Below are 14068 nucleotides of genomic sequence, written 5' to 3'. Positions count from 1 at the left end.
GACCTCGGGTGACCGAGGAGCCAGGCGGGGGCCGGGCGGGAGGAACGATGCGGCAGCCGGGATTTCGACGGCCGGGTCCGCGGTGGACGGTGGCGGCCGTCCTGCTGTTGGCGCTGCTGCTGGCCGGCTGCGGCGGCGCCTCCCGCCCCCGGCCGACGCCGCCCACCCCGCCCGCGCCTCCCGCACCGAGCCGCCCGGTCACCGGGATCGCCTACGGTGACCGGCTGGTCTGGATGTCGGACGCCAACCTGACCGCCTCGCTCGACACCGCCGTCCAGACCGGCGCCACCCTGGTGCGCGCCGACCTGTCCTGGGACGACATCCAGCACGACGGCCCCGGCGACTACGCCTGGCACCTGTTCGACCGGGTGGTCACGGCGGCCACCGCGCACGGCCTGAGCGTGCTGCCGGTGCTCACCGCCACCCCGCCCTGGGCCCGGTCGCCGGGCTGCACCGACCCGGCCTGCGGGCCACACGACGCCGCCCAGTACGCCGCCTTCGCCGCGGCCGCCGCCAAGCGCTACGCGCCGCGCGGGGTGCACGACTGGGAGCTGTGGAACGAACCCAACCTGACCACCTTCTGGGCGCCGGCGGCCGACCCGGCCGGCTACGCCGCCACCGTGAAGGCGGGTGCCGCCGCGCTGCACCACGCCGACCCGCACGCCTTCGTGGTGCTCGGCGGCCTGTCCCCGACCGGCAGCGGGCACGGCGATCTGGCGCCGACGGTCTTCCTGGCCAGGGTGGCCCAGCAGGGCGGCACCCGGGTGGTCGACGCGATCGGCTACCACCCGTACTGCTATCCCTACCTGCCCAGCGCGACCACCTCGTTCGGCACCGCCTGGGAGCAGATCGACCGGACCAAGGAGAGCCTGCGCAGCGTGCTCACCCAGGCCGGCACCCCCGGTCTGCCGATCTGGCTCACCGAGTTCGGCGCGCCCACCGGCGGGCCGGGCGCCGCCTCGGACGGCTCGCCGGGCGACATCGGGCCCGGCACCACCCATGTCACCGAGGCCCGGCAGGCCCAGATCGCCACCGACGCCGTGCAGACCGCGGCCGCCGACCCTGGCATCGGCGCGCTGATCTGGTACACCGACCGGGACAACCCCGCGGCGACCGGCACCGGGGCCGGCGGCAGCACCGAGGACTGGTACGGCCTGCGCCGGGCCGACGGCAGCGCCAAGCCCGCGCTCGCCGCGCTGCGCTCGGCCATCAGCCGGCTGCGCGCCTCTCCCGGAGCCTCTCCCCGTGCCACGTCCAGCGCGACGTCCGGCGCCACGTCCACGAGCGGACCCGGCGCCGCGCCGCCGCCCTCGCTCAGGCCGGCGACAGCGCTCGGAACAGCGCCAGGTAGCGCCGCGTCAGCCCGGGCCACGCGTAGTGCTCGACGACATGCCGACGGCCCGCGCTGCCGAGACGATCGGCGGTGCCGGCGTCCGTGAGCAGGCGCCGGCAGGCGGCGGCCAGCGCCTGCGGGTCGCCGGGCGGCACCAGCAGGCCGGTCACCTCGTCATCCACCACGTGCGGGATGCCGCCGACCCGGGAGCCCACCACCGGGGTGGCGCAGGCCATCGCCTCGATCAGGGTCATCCCGAAGGACTCCGCCGAGCTCAGCGAGGGCAGCACCAGCAGCGCGGCGCGCTGGAGTTCGGCGACCAGCGGCGGGCCGGTGAGCGCCCCGGTGAACTGCACCCGCTCGGCCACCCCCAGCCGGGCGGCCTCCGCGCGCAGGTCGGGCACCGCGTCGCCGTCGCCGACCAGGCGCAGCCGGGCCCGTGGCTGATCGGCCAGTTGCGCGAAGGCGCCGAGCAGCACCGGCACGCCCTTCCAGGCCGAGGTGCGGTCCATCCGTCCGACGTAGAGCACGGTGGGCGTGCGCTCGGCGGCCGGCGGGCCCGGGGTGAAGCGCTCGGTGTCCACCCCCGGCGGGATCCGCACCGCGCCCCGCCGGCCGGCCGCCAGCGAGACCGGGGAGACCGCGACCAGCGCGCCGGCCCGGGCGAACAGCCTGGGCAGCACGAGGCGTTCGTAGCCGCCGATCAGCTGGTCCACCCCGCGCTGCCCCTTGGCCATCGAGCCGGCGTGGTAGGTCAGCACGGCGGGCCGGGCGCCGCTGAGCGCCACCGCCAGGTCGCCCAGGCCCGGCACCGGGGCGTGCGCGCTGACCACGTCCACCCCCAGCCGGCGCAGCCAGTAGGGCAGTTGGAGCAGCCAGAACGGGCTGAGCGGGGTGTTGGAGAGCCGGGCCCAGGTGCCGAGCCGGACCACCGGCAGGCCGTCCTCCATCGTGACGGTGGTGCGCCGGCCCGCGGTGTTGGTGGTGATCACGGCGGCCCGCAGCCCGGGGTCGGCGGCCACCGCCCCGGCGAGCCTGGCCGCGTAGCCCTCCACCCCGCCGATCTTCGGCGGGTAGTACGGCGCCACCACCGCCACCCCGCGCCGGCGCCGCCGGCTCAGCGCCCGGGCGAAGACCTCGGCCGTCCGGTCGGCCTGCCGCTCCCAGGACAGCTCGGCCGCCGCCCGCCGGTGGCCCGCCGCGCCGAGCCGCTCGGCGAGCGCGTCGTCGGTCAGCACGCAGGTCAGCGCCGTGGTCAGGGCGGGCAGGTCGCCGGGGTCGGTGAGCAGGCCAGACTCACCCTCGGCCACCAGGGTGGGGATGCCGCCGACCCGGGTGCTGACCACCGGGCGCCCGCTCGCCATCGCCTCCACCAGCACGCTGGGGAAGCTGTCGTAGTGGGTGGGCAGCGCCAGCACCCGGGACCGGCGGAACGCCGCGACCAGCTCGTCCCCGCTCAACCGGCCGCTGAACCGCACCAGATGGGCGATGCCCAGCCGGTAGGCCAGGCGCCGGTGCGCGGCGGCGGCCGAGCCGTCCCCGACCACCTCCAGCCGCACCCCGGGCACCCGGCACGCCAACTCGGCCAGTACGCGCAGCAGATCGGGCAGGCCCTTGTAGGCCGTGGCGCGCTCCAGCGAGCCGACGAACAGGATCCGCCGCTCGCTCGGCAGCGGGCTCGGGGCGAACCGCGCCAGGTCCACGCCGGGCGAGATGGTGACGGCCCGGCCGGCGAAGAGCCGGGCCAGGTCGGCCCGGACGTAGTCGGAGGAGCAGATCAGCTCGCCGGACCGGCGCACGGTGCCGGCCAGCAGGGTGCGCTCGTAGAGCGAGCAGACGGCGGTGCCCAGCGGATCGCCCTTGCGCATCCGCCCGGTGTGGTAGGTCAGCACGAACGGCAGCGGGCCGCAGGCCCGGGCGGCGGCGTCGGCGAAGAGCGGCACGGGGGCGTGCGCGTTCACCAGGTCCACCCCCTCGTCCCGGATCAGCGCGCCCAGCGCGGCGCGCCAGCCGGGGCCGATCCGGGTGCGGGAGATCCGCAGCGGGGCGGGCAGCCGGTGCACCACCAGGCCGTCCTCCTCCTGGCGCCCGGCGGTGCCGCCGTCCCCCACGGTCGCGGCCACCACCACCCGGTAGCCGTGCCGGGCCCGCAACTGCCGGGCCAGCTGCCAGGTGTACTGCTCCACCCCGCCGGTGTCGGGCGGGAAGTAGGGGGTGGCCAGCAGCACAGTGCGTTCGGTGCCCGCGGGACGGCCGGTCATGCGCTCGCCCCCACCGGCCGGCGGGCGGTGGCCGCGCGCAGCAGCTCGGGCAGTTCCTCGGCCCGGGCGACGTAGCCGGGCAGCCGTTCGGCCAGGGTCCGCAGATACTCCTCCCGCCCGGTCCGCAGCCGCTCCACCAGCGTGCCGAGACTGGCCGCGGACACCTCGGCGATCGGCAGCACCCAGGACTCCAGGCCCAGGTCCCGCATGATGCCGCGGGTCTTGTGCTCGTACTCGATCGCGATGCACGGCACGCCGCTGGTCAGCGCGAAGATCACCGAGTGGAACCGGGTGCCCAGCACATAGGCGCACTCGGCGTACAGGCCCTTGAGCTCGCGGTAGTCGACCCGCTCGTCCACCCGCAGCGGCGGGGTGGCGCAGTAGCCGGCGATCCGGCGTTCCACGATCCGGTCGTCGTCGCCCAGGTAGTCGGTGGTCACCTGGGGGATCAGCACCACCTGGGCCCCGGTCGCCCGCACCGCGTCGATGGTGGTCGCCAACGCCCGCTCGTAGTCCTCCTGTTGGTCCGCTGCCAGCCACTGCCGGGCGGTCACCCCGACCAGCGGGACGTCCGGGCCGACCCCGAGCCTGGCCCGCCAGTCGCCCTGCGGCGGCGGCGCGAAGGCGAAGCCGGAGTCCACCGCGCGGCGCACCGGGGTGCCGCGCACCCCGCACTCGGCCAGGATGTCCACGCTGACGTCCTCCCTGGCCAGCGCGAGCGCGGCCCGGCGCACCACATAGGCGGCCAGCCGGCGCTGGGCGGGCGCCGGGAACGGGCCGAAGGACTGCGGGGCCAGCACCACCGGCACACCCTGGCGCAGTGCCAGCAGCAGCGGCAGTACCACGTAGAAGACGTTCTGGTAACCGTCGAGGCCGGGACGGGCGTTGAAGTAGCCGCCGCCCATCGAGACCACCAGGTCGGCGGCGGCCACCGCGTCCACCTCGCGGCGCACCTCGGCCGGCAGCAGCGGGCGCAGCAGCCGCGCCAGCGGCCTGGCCAGCGCCCGGGGCGGCAGCAGCAGGCCGAGCGACACGGCCAGGAACCCGACCGCCTTGCGCAGGATCCGGCGCGGGGTGCCGATCGCGGCGTCCGCCACATAGCGGCGGATCGAGCCGATGTTGGCGGCGCCGTCGAAGGCCGGGTGGACCGCTCGGTCCTCCATCCCGGCGACGCTGATGCGGGCCTGCGGGAAGGCGGCGCGCACCTGGCGCAGACAGACCGCCAGCAGGGCGGCGTCGCCCGCGTTCTCCCGGACGTAGGCGTTGACGACGAGAACCTTCATGGGGGTGGCTTCCGTTCGCGAGGTCGGTGGGGCGAAAGGAGGGGCGGTCGGCCCGGGGGCGGCATGGCGAGGGGCGGCATGGCGAGGGGCGGCGTCCGGTGACCGGCCCGGCAGGCGGGTGCCGCACAGCGCCAGGACGGCGAACAGACCGGAGGCGAGGTTGCCCAGGCCCCAGGCGTAGCCGAACCAGACCAGGCCGTGCCCGGCCCACAGGGCGGCCAGGCCGATGGTCACCACGGCGTAGACGACGTTGCTCCAGACCAGCGGCGCCATCCGGCGCACCAGCTTGAGCGCGAAGCTGCCCACGGTGTTCAGCGCCACCGCGGCGGTGCCCGCCGCCAGCACCACCAGCAGACCCTGCGCCCGCGCCGGGTAGGCGCCGCCGAACAGCCGCAGCAACAGCCCGCTGCCGACGGCCAGCAGCACCGCGCCCGGCAGCTGGATCAGCGCGATCAGCCGGGCCGAGCGGCGCAGCACCGGCACGAAGCGCGACTCGTCGGCGGAGACCTCGGCGAACATCGACTCGCTGACCGCGAACGAGACGGCGTTGCCGAGGTTGGCGACCTGGAAGGCGACGAAGTAGTACGCGGCCGCCGCCGTGCCCAGCCGCTGGAGCACCAGCAGCGGCAGCACCAGCAGCGGCAGCAGGTTCAGCAGGCTGGACAGATAGCTGCCCACCGAGAAGCCCAGTTGCTCGCGCAGCCGGGTGCCGCCGCCGCGCAGGGTGAAGCGCAGGCCGATCCGGCGGCGCAGGAACCAGAGCGAGGCCAGCACCGCCACCGCGTAGCCGCCGCCGACCGATGCGACCAGGCCGAACGCGCCCAGGCCGGTCAGCAGGAACGGCAGTCCCACTTTGCCCAGGCCCTGCAGCACGCCGTCGACCAGGGTGTTGTACTGCGGGATCCGCTCGCTGATGAAGACCGCGTCGGTGAGCAGGTTGACCGCCGACAGGGCGCAGAACAGCACCACCAGCACCGCCTGCACCGGGTCGGCCCGCACCGCCAGCAGCCGGGCGCCGTACAGCGGCAGCCCGAGCAGGTAGGCGGTGCCGAGCAGGCAGCCGGCCGCGAAGACCAGCAGCAGCGCCTGGCTGATCTGCGCGTGCCGCCGCTCGGGCGGGGCGGGGAACCGCACCAGGGTGCTGTTCAGGCCGCAGAGGCTGAAGTAGGCGATCAGCGAGATCGCGTTGGTGAGCGAGGTGGCGGTGCCGACCTGGGCCGGGGAGAACAGGCGGGCGGCGGCCACCCAGAAGAGGAAGCCCAGGCCGGCGGTGCCGACGGTGGCGGCCAGCAGATAGGCGGAGCCGTGGGCCAGTTGGTCACGCTCGGTCCTCATGGTCCGCCTCCCCGCTCGGGCCGGTCCGCGGGTCGCTCGCGTGCAGGCGCAGGGCCAGCAGGGCGACGGCGGAGAGCGCGAAGCAGCCGACGGCGGCGGTGCCCTCGGTGGGGACGGCGGCGAAGTGGGTCAGCTGCCGGTCGATGGTCTGCGGGTGGGTGAGCGAGTTGACGCAGAGGTAGGCCCAGAGCAGCAGCGGATAGCCCACCAGGGTGCGCAGCACGGCGGTGAGCCGGTCCCGTGGCTGCCCGTCCTGCCTGTCCTGCCCGTTCTGCCCCTTCCGCGCGGCCTGCCCCTTGTACGTGGCCTGCCCCTTCCGCGCGGCCTGCCCGTCGCGACCGCGCCAGGGCGGGCCCGGCGGGCACAGGCCGCGGGTCAGGTGCGCGAGCACGGAGAGCGCGAAGCACACGGCGCCGAAAGTGTCGCGGCGCAGCGGCAGCCAGGAGGTGAGCGGGCCGGACAGGGTGTCGGGGCGGGTGGCGGCCCAGACGGCCACGTAGAGCCAGCCGAGCAGGCCGTGCACCAGCGCGACGTCCAGCAGCGGGCCGGACAGCCGGCGCGCCCGGCCGCGCAGGGCGACGGGCTTCATCCGGTCCCCGCCGCCGCACCCGCTCCGGCCTGCCCCGAGCCCCTCGCGCCGTCCGGGTGCCCGGCCCCGGCCACCGCGTAGTGGCCCAGCAGGGCCCGCACGTGCTCGGCCCAGCCGAAGCTGCGCTCCGCGTACGCCCGCGCGTAGCGCCCCATCCGCTCGCGCCGGGGTGCGTCGGCGGCCAGCGCCACCAGCTCGTCCCGCAGCCGGGCCGCGTCGCGCGGCAGCAGGCTGACCCCGGCCCGGTCCAGCGCGTAGGGCGCGTAGCCCGGGTCGTCGGTGGTGACCACCGGCAGCCCGGCGGCCATCGCCTCCTGCACGGTGAGCGGGAAGCCCTCGGCGGTGGAGGGCAGCGCGAACACGTCGCAGGCCCGGTAGACCTCGGCGACCTGCTCAGGCGCCAGCGCCCCGAGATGGTGCACCCCGGCGGCCCCGGCCGTCCGCTCCCCCGCGCCGGTGCCGACGAAGACCAGCTCGTACGCCGGGTCGGCGGCCGCCCGCAGCAGGTCGTACCCCTTCTTCGGGACCAGCCGCCCGACGAAGAGCACCAGCACCCGGTCCACCGGCAGCCCGTACCGCTCGCGCACCTGCCGGACCTCCGCCGCCGAGGCCGGCGGGTGGAACAGCACGGTGTCCACACCGTTGGCCAACTGCCGTACCGCGTGGGGACGGGCGCCATGGTCGCGGGTGAAGGCACGGACCGTGTCGTTGAGCACCAGCACCCGTCGCGCCCGCCGCAACAGCAGCCGCCCGAACACCCCGTACACCGCCCGCTGCACCCCGCGCACCACCGCCGAGGGGTGCGCCACCAGGCCGACGTGCTGGGTCAGCACCAACGGGGTGCGGGTGAGCACGCAGGCGGCCCAGGCGGCCCAGGAGGTCGGGTAGAGGCAGTCGTGCAGATGGATCACCTCGGCCCGGCGGGCCTCGCGCACCGCCTCGCGCAACAGCCCGGGCGAGGGCACCGGGAACGGCACCCCGGTGCGCCGCTCGATCCCGTTCCAGGCGGCCCGGCGCAGCACCCGCACCCCCGCCTCCAGCTCCGCCGTGCTGCGCCGGCCACCCGTGGTCAGCACCGTCACCACCGAGCCACGGCAGGCCAGTTGCTCGGCCTCCTGGCGCACCACGTTCTCGATGCCGCCGACGTGCGGCGGGTAGTAGTGGCTGACCAGCAGGATCCGGCCGTCCCTGGCGCCCTTCGTCCTCCGCTCGGTCACCGGTAGATCTCCGCTCCGTCGCTGCTGTAGATCTCGTTCTTCGTCGTGTCGAGCAGGGCCGTCGGGTAGCGGTAGGTCACCAGATCGCCCCGGTAGAAGGTGGTCGCCTCGTCCTTGGACACCGTGGTGGAGCCGAGGAAGACATAAGAGTTGCTGCCGATCAGGGTCGGGTAGATGTCGTCCAGCGCCCGGCCGCGGATCAGCGTCTGGAGCCGGCTGAAGGTGTAGCGGTCGGTCTGCACCTCGGACTGCACGTTCTGCTTCTGGTCGTCCGTGGTGACCTGCTCCAGCCAGCCGATCGCGGTGCGTTCCTGCGGCTGCACGTAGTAGATGTCGTAGTACTGGCCCGCGTTGTTGAGGTTGAGCTGCGGCGGGTAGCCGCCGATCACCTGGGGGACCGCCCCGGTCAGGTCGAGGAAGAAGGCCACCGCGAGGGTGCCCGCCAGTGGCAGCGCCCAGCGCCCGGCCCAGCGGAAGACCCAGAGCGAGCCGGCCGCGATGAACGGGGCGAAGAAGAACAGCCCCTGCTGGAAGGCGCGCAGCACTCCGTAGTCCACCGACAGCTGCGGCAGCACGGTGAGCAGGCCGATCACCGCCACCATCGCGATGCTCAGGGTGACCTGGTCGCGGGCCGGGCGGAACGCCGGGCGCCCACGGCCGATCCGAGCCCACAGGCAGACCGCGAGCCCGACCAGCAGCAGGAGTTGCAGCAGGTCGGCGGCCCACTGGCGGACCAGCTTGTTGGCCCCCGAAACGTCCAGGCCGGTGCGGCTCAGGGCGCGGCCCAGCGCGGTGAGCGGCAGGTCGGGCTCGGCCACCGCCTGCACCTGGTACCGCGCGACCTGCTGGGCCGGCAGGTAGTCGCCGTTCGCCCGGCTCCGGGCGGTCAGTTGCAGCGTGTCCGCCTGGTACTGGGCCAGGCGCTGCTGCGGGGTGACCGCCTGGCCACCGAGCAGGCTGTAGGAGGTGTCGGAGGAGCCGGACTGGGCCTGCGCCGGGTCGACCGCCTCCTGCACGGTCGCGCTGACCGTGCTGCGCAGCTGGCCGCCGGTGCCGGTCAGCGGACCGGTCCAGAGCACCGCGGCCACCGCGGTCGCCACCACGATCCACCAGGTCACGAAGGCGGTGACCGGCACCCGCGGCCGGCCCCGGCGGCGGTCCCGCAACCGGGTCAGCAGGCGCCAGGCATGGTCGGTGAGCAGCGCGATGGCCAGCACCATGACGACCACGAAGGTGGTCGAGTAGTGCGACAGCACCACCCCGCCCATCAGCCCGGTGAAGGCGACCCGGCGTACCCGGACCGGCCGGCCGCGGTCGGTGAGCACCACCAGGGCGGCGCCCAGCAGCAGGAAGGCGATCTCCTGGCGGGCCAGGAAGGTCATGTCGGTGAAGAAGGTGGGGAAGGCCACGAAGTACAGCGCGGAGAGCAGCGCCACCGTGCGCTGCGCCACGTTGCGCACCGAGCGGTACACCAGCGGCGCGCTGAGCGCGAAGAGCAGCGGGAAGACGGCCTTGAACACGTACAGGCCGCCGATCCCGGTCAGCCGGGTGAACGCGGTGGGCAGCAGCGTGATGCTCAGGCAGGCGTTGTACGGGTCGCGGAACGCGGCGATCTGCCACCGGTCGGCGCCCAGCGCCAACTCGAAGACCTCGTACTCGCGTTGGATGTCATGGCCGGTGATGAACCAGCCGCGCAGCGAGGTGAGCAGCAGCAGGGCCGCGGTCAGCAGGAACAGGCCCAGGCCGAGCACCGCCTCGGGGTAGCGGCGGCGCCCGCGCAGCAGTTGGACGAAGAACCCGGCCATCGCCACCAGGGCGAGCACGGCCATGGTCGAGCCCAGACCGTTGTTCAGCCGGATCGCCCCGCCGACGCTGAGCAGCAGGCAGCCGGCGCCGAGCAGCAGGACCGGGCGCAGGCCCGGTGTGCGGCGCGGGTGTTGGCGCGCCGCCCGGGCTGCGGCCCTGCTGCGGGGCCGCGTGGATCCGGGCCGCGTGGATCCGGGCCGACCGGGGTCCGCCGGCCCGGTCGGCAGGGCCCAGCTGAGCAGCAGCACGGCCAGGGCCGCGGCGAGTGCCAGCGGGGCCTGGCGCAGCGGCCGGTCGTCGCCGAGCAGTGGCAGCACGGTGTTCAGCAGCAGTTCGGTGACCAGGTCGCTGCCGATCGCCAGCGCGACGGCCACCAGCGCCCGTCCGTCCCTGGTCGACACGAAGCCGTCCGCGCACTCGTACCAGAGCCGCCAGGGTGCGCCGAGCAGCAGCCAGAGGCCGGCCAGCGCCAGCAGCGGGACCGGCACCCCGGGCAGCAGCTCCACTCCGGCGGCCGGCGCGGTGCCGGCCAGCAGCGTCCAACGGGCGCCGCTGCGGCGGGCGATGGCCGCGCCGGTGCGCCGCAGCGGCGCCACCGGGCGCCTCACCGGGGTATCCCTGTCAGCACCTGCGCGTACACCCGCTCCACCCGACGCACCACCGCGTCCCAGGCGAAGGCGGGCGCGGTCTCGGCGCTGCGTTCGGCGAGCCGGCGGCGCAGCCGCGCGTCGCCCGCCACCTCGTCGATGGCGGCGGCCAGCGCGGCCGGCTCGGGTGCGGCCAGCAGGCCGACCCCGCCGATGAGTTCGGCGTTGCCGGGGACGTCGGTGGCGATCACCGGGAGCCCGGCGGCCATCGCCTCCAGGACCACCAGCGGCATCCCCTCCTTGTCGGAGGGCAGCACGAAGGCGTCCGCCTCGGCGTAGGCACTCAGCAGCTCGTCGCCCAGCCGGGGTCCGGCGAACTCGACCTGGTCCAGGCCAAGTTCGCGAGCCTGCGCCTCCAGCTGTCCGCGCAGCTCGCCGTCACCGACGATCCGCAGCCGGACCGGCCGGCGCACCAGGCTCATCGCCTCCAGCAGCCGGGCGACGTTCTTCTGCGGGCTCAGCCGGCCCACGTAGAGCAGCTCCAGCGGCCGTTCGTCCGTGCTGCCCGGCTCGGGCATCTCGCGCACCGGCATGAAGTAGCCGCCGTCCACCCCGTTGGGCACCACGTGGATCCGCTCACCGGGCACCCGGTAGGTCGTCCCGACGAACTCGGCCTGGCCGGCGGTCAGGACGATGACGGCCGCCGCCGCGCGCAGCACCGGGCCGAAGACGTACTTCTTGTAGGCGGGCAGCAGCCGGCCGAACCGGCCCGAGGCGTCCACGTCCAGGTGGAAGTGGAGCACGAACGGCTGACGGCGCAACCAGGCGGTGAGCGCGACCAGTTCGGGCAGCAGTGCGTGCGCGGAGTGCAGGTGCAGCACGGTGTCACCCGGGTGGATTCGCGGCCGGCCGAGCCGGCGGCGCAGCAGCGCCAGCGGCAGGCCCGGGACCAGCGGGGTGTGCGCGAACTCGACCGAGCGGTGCCGGCGCACCGTCACCGCGCCCTGGCGGCTGTGGCGCGGCGCGCCGTCGGCGCCGATCGTGGTGGTCAGCACCTCGACCTCGTGGCGGTCGCCGAGGCCGGCCGCCAGATTCTCCACCACCCGTTCCAGGCCGCCCAGATGGGGCGGGTAGTAGGGGGTGATCTGCACGATGGTGCTCATCAGGCCGCCAGCCGGAGCAGTTCGCGGTTGGTGCGGTAGGCCACCCGCGGGTGGCCCGCGATATGCGCCAGTACCCGTTCCAGGCGCGCCCAGTCGCCCCGGGCGTCCACCTCCCAGCTGTGTCCCCACAGGTGGAAGACGCCGCCCTCGCGCAGGCACCGGTCGAACCAGTGGATGGCCAGTTCGTCCCAGGCCAGGAAGAGCCGGGCCGCCCGCCATGGGCGTCCCGCGGCCAGCCGCAGTGCCAGCGGTCCGTCCACCCGGTGCGCGTAGGCGTTCACCGTGGTGTCCAGCTCCAGGGCCGTGCCGGGCCGCAGGCTGCTGCGCCGCACCGTGCGGGCCAGCGTGAAGCCGGCCTGCTCGACCAGCCGGACCTGGCCCGGGGTGTACTCGCCACGCGGGTAGCAGAAGCTGGTCACCGGCTCGCCGATGATGTCCTCCAACTCGGCCCGCCCGCCGCGGATCTCGTCGGCCGCGGCGGCGTCCGTCAGCTGCGGCAGCCGCTGGTGGGTCAGCGTGTGGCCGCCGATCTCGAAGCGTTCGGCCAACTCCCTGATGCCGTCGGCGGAGAGCCGCTGGGCCGGGGTGAACTCCAGGTTGCGCGGGGCGATGTAGAACGTGCCGGGCAGCCGGTAGCGCTCCAGCAGGGCCGCCAGCCGGGGGTCGAGGATGTGCCCGTCGTCCCAGCTGGTGGTGACGGTGACGTGCGGTGGATCGGCTGGACTCGCCGTACCGGAAAGGGCGTTCATGGTGTCGATGCCTTGGGGTCGGGGGAGGCGGTGGCCTGGAAGCGGTAGTGCAGGGCCTGGTCATGGCCCAGCAGTGCGACCTGGACCTGCGCATCCGGCTCGGTCAGCGGCAGGCGGACGGTGGTGCCGACCGCCGTGTCCGGCTTCGGAACGAGGGTGACGGTGCTGCTCCCGGTGACCGCGCCGCCGGGGGTGGTGAGCGAGACCCGCAGCTGCAGGGTGGCGGTGGGCGTGCCGTGCTGCACCACCGAGAGCGGGATCACCGCCTGGCCGCCGGCCGTGGTCGGCGACTGGGTGAAGTACAACTCGTCGTAGTCGGCGGGGATCCGGGTGAAGGTCTGGCGCAGCGCGAGGCGGACCGCGGGCTGCGTCCACACCAGCAGCCCGGCCACCAGCACCGCCAGCACGGCGGCCGCCGCCACGGTGGTCCGCCGCCGGCCCGGACCCCGTCGCCGGCCCGCCCGACGGGGCGAGCGGGGCGGCGGGGAGTGGACCGGGAGCTTCCCGAGGAGCGCGGTCATACGCCCTCATACCCCTGGACGGCAACCCCCCGGTCGGTGTATTCCCGCCCGGCCGTGGCCACCGCCGGGCGCAGCACCGGGCGGGTGCGGCGCAAGTGGTGCTCGAAGAGCTGGCGCAGGTTCTCGGTGCCGTCCCGGAAGGCGTTCAGCTTCACCTGGCCGCCGCGCTTGCGGTACTCGATCGGGATCTCCACGTAGCGGTAACCGGCCCTGGTGGCCGCGTTCTTGATCTCCTGCGAGAAGGACATGCCGGTGGAGCGGACGTCCAGCCGCTGCCACACGTAGCGGCGGAAGACCCACATGCCGGACTGCGAGTCGCGCAGGTCGTTGCGGAACAGGGTCCGGCTGATCGCGCTGAGCACGTGGTTGCCCAGCGAGTGCGAGGGCTTCATCGCCTCACTGTTGCCGCCGACCAGCCGATTGGTCGTCATGAACTCGACGTCGTGGGCGACCAGGGTCCGCAGCAGGCGGGGCAGTGCGTCGAAGGGGTAGGTGCGGTCGGCGTCGCCGGTGGCGATGATGTCGCCGGTGGCGGCGCCGAACCCGGCCCGGTAGGCGTTGCCGTAGCCGCGTGCGGGCTGGCTGACCACCCGGGCGCCGAGCGTGCGGGCGACATCGCCGGTGCCGTCGGTGGAGCCGTTGTCCACGACTAACACCTCGGTGTCCCAGCCCTCGTCCTTCAGCTCGGCGAACGGGATCGAGGCCATCACGGCGGGCAGGTTTTCGGCCTCGTTGAGGGCGGGTATGACGATGGACAGAGTGTTCATGTGAGCTCCCTCTGGCAGGCGGAGATCAGCGCTGGATGGTCCGTACTCCACGAGAGCACGTGGAGTCGGCTGAGACCGCGCCTGGCAGCGCGGTTGACATAACCCAGCGGCACCGTCGGGCAGTTGTGCCGCGACGGTCGGAATCCGTATGGGCGGTGCGTGAACACCGGATCGGCGGCCGGGCTTGCCGTCGGGCCCCTGGCCCGTCGGAGCGTGCGGGGTCGGCAGACCCCGGTGCGGGGTGGGCTCGGCTGCCCCCCGGTGCAGGAAGTCGTCTTGAGATGAGTCGGCTTGGTCAAAGTCGGCTTGCCGGCGGTCAGCATGATGTCCGACCACGGACCACCACCGCACCCGTCGGCGGCGCCGAAGCGCCGTACCGGCTCCCCCGAACTGGCCGGGCGCGGCTGGTTTCTCGATCCGTGGCAGCGACACCAGTGAACGCCGTGATCCCCCTCGG

The 14068-nt window shown here is 74.6% G+C and carries 9 protein-coding genes and 1 pseudogene; 1 reads left to right on the top strand and 9 read right to left on the bottom strand.

Features of this window, described 5'->3' with window-relative positions:
- Positions 1 to 47: 47 nt before the first annotated feature.
- Positions 48 to 929 (top strand): annotated as a pseudogene (locus ACFZB9_RS16115) (cellulase family glycosylhydrolase); the annotation flags it as partial.
- Between the two features lie 385 nt (positions 930 to 1314).
- Here ACFZB9_RS16115 and ACFZB9_RS16110 read toward each other — a convergent pair.
- The 9 genes from ACFZB9_RS16110 to ACFZB9_RS16070 are packed head-to-tail and all read right to left on the bottom strand — an operon-like array spanning position 1315 to position 13611.
- On the bottom strand, positions 1315 to 3594 hold the full coding sequence (locus ACFZB9_RS16110) for a glycosyltransferase family 4 protein (RefSeq protein ID WP_391447534.1): 2280 nt from the start codon (positions 3592 to 3594) through the stop codon (positions 1315 to 1317).
- On the bottom strand, positions 3591 to 6212 hold the full coding sequence (locus ACFZB9_RS16105) for a polysaccharide pyruvyl transferase family protein (protein ID WP_391447532.1): 2622 nt from the start codon (positions 6210 to 6212) through the stop codon (positions 3591 to 3593). Before ACFZB9_RS16105 ends, ACFZB9_RS16110 begins: the two co-directional genes overlap by 4 nt.
- Positions 6196 to 6801, bottom strand: coding sequence for a hypothetical protein (locus ACFZB9_RS16100; protein WP_391447531.1), 606 nt, complete (start codon positions 6799 to 6801; stop codon positions 6196 to 6198). Before ACFZB9_RS16100 ends, ACFZB9_RS16105 begins: the two co-directional genes overlap by 17 nt.
- Positions 6798 to 8018, bottom strand: coding sequence for a glycosyltransferase family 4 protein (locus ACFZB9_RS16095; protein ID WP_391447530.1), 1221 nt, complete (start codon positions 8016 to 8018; stop codon positions 6798 to 6800). Before ACFZB9_RS16095 ends, ACFZB9_RS16100 begins: the two co-directional genes overlap by 4 nt.
- A complete protein-coding gene (locus ACFZB9_RS16090; protein ID WP_391447528.1) occupies positions 8015 to 10432 on the bottom strand; it encodes a hypothetical protein in 2418 nt (805 codons plus the stop codon). The genes ACFZB9_RS16095 and ACFZB9_RS16090 overlap by 4 nt, the downstream gene beginning before the upstream one ends.
- Positions 10429 to 11574 (bottom strand): glycosyltransferase family 4 protein, encoded by a 1146-nt coding sequence (locus ACFZB9_RS16085; protein WP_391447527.1) that lies wholly within the window; start codon positions 11572 to 11574, stop codon positions 10429 to 10431. Before ACFZB9_RS16085 ends, ACFZB9_RS16090 begins: the two co-directional genes overlap by 4 nt.
- Positions 11574 to 12323, bottom strand: coding sequence for a polysaccharide deacetylase family protein (locus tag ACFZB9_RS16080; RefSeq protein WP_391447525.1), 750 nt, complete (start codon positions 12321 to 12323; stop codon positions 11574 to 11576). The genes ACFZB9_RS16085 and ACFZB9_RS16080 overlap by 1 nt, the downstream gene beginning before the upstream one ends.
- Positions 12320 to 12844 (bottom strand): hypothetical protein, encoded by a 525-nt coding sequence (locus ACFZB9_RS16075; RefSeq protein ID WP_391447523.1) that lies wholly within the window; start codon positions 12842 to 12844, stop codon positions 12320 to 12322. Before ACFZB9_RS16075 ends, ACFZB9_RS16080 begins: the two co-directional genes overlap by 4 nt.
- Entirely contained in the window at positions 12841 to 13611 is a 771-nt protein-coding gene (locus tag ACFZB9_RS16070) for a glycosyltransferase family 2 protein (RefSeq protein WP_391447522.1), read from the bottom strand. The genes ACFZB9_RS16075 and ACFZB9_RS16070 overlap by 4 nt, the downstream gene beginning before the upstream one ends.
- Positions 13612 to 14068: the final 457 nt, after the last annotated feature.

Source organism: Kitasatospora sp. NPDC008050, assembly GCF_042957465.1.
In the GTDB taxonomy this organism is placed as follows: domain Bacteria; phylum Actinomycetota; class Actinomycetes; order Streptomycetales; family Streptomycetaceae; genus Kitasatospora.
The sequence above is the reverse complement of the archived record's forward strand: the minus strand, read 5'-3'. Positions and strand labels throughout refer to the sequence as shown.

What these genes read in the sequence shown, in the direction of transcription:
- ACFZB9_RS16080 (WP_391447525.1), bottom strand. Translation starts at nt 12,323, where the DNA reads ATGAACGCCCTTTCCGGTACGGCGAGTCCAGCCGATCCACCGCACGTC.
- ACFZB9_RS16070 (WP_391447522.1), bottom strand. Translation starts at nt 13,611, where the DNA reads ATGAACACTCTGTCCATCGTCATACCCGCCCTCAACGAGGCCGAAAAC.
- ACFZB9_RS16105 (WP_391447532.1), bottom strand. Translation starts at nt 6,212, where the DNA reads ATGAGGACCGAGCGTGACCAACTGGCCCACGGCTCCGCCTATCTGCTG.
- ACFZB9_RS16100 (WP_391447531.1), bottom strand. Translation starts at nt 6,801, where the DNA reads ATGAAGCCCGTCGCCCTGCGCGGCCGGGCGCGCCGGCTGTCCGGCCCG.
- ACFZB9_RS16075 (WP_391447523.1), bottom strand. Translation starts at nt 12,844, where the DNA reads ATGACCGCGCTCCTCGGGAAGCTCCCGGTCCACTCCCCGCCGCCCCGC.
- ACFZB9_RS16085 (WP_391447527.1), bottom strand. Translation starts at nt 11,574, where the DNA reads ATGAGCACCATCGTGCAGATCACCCCCTACTACCCGCCCCATCTGGGC.
- ACFZB9_RS16110 (WP_391447534.1), bottom strand. Translation starts at nt 3,594, where the DNA reads ATGACCGGCCGTCCCGCGGGCACCGAACGCACTGTGCTGCTGGCCACC.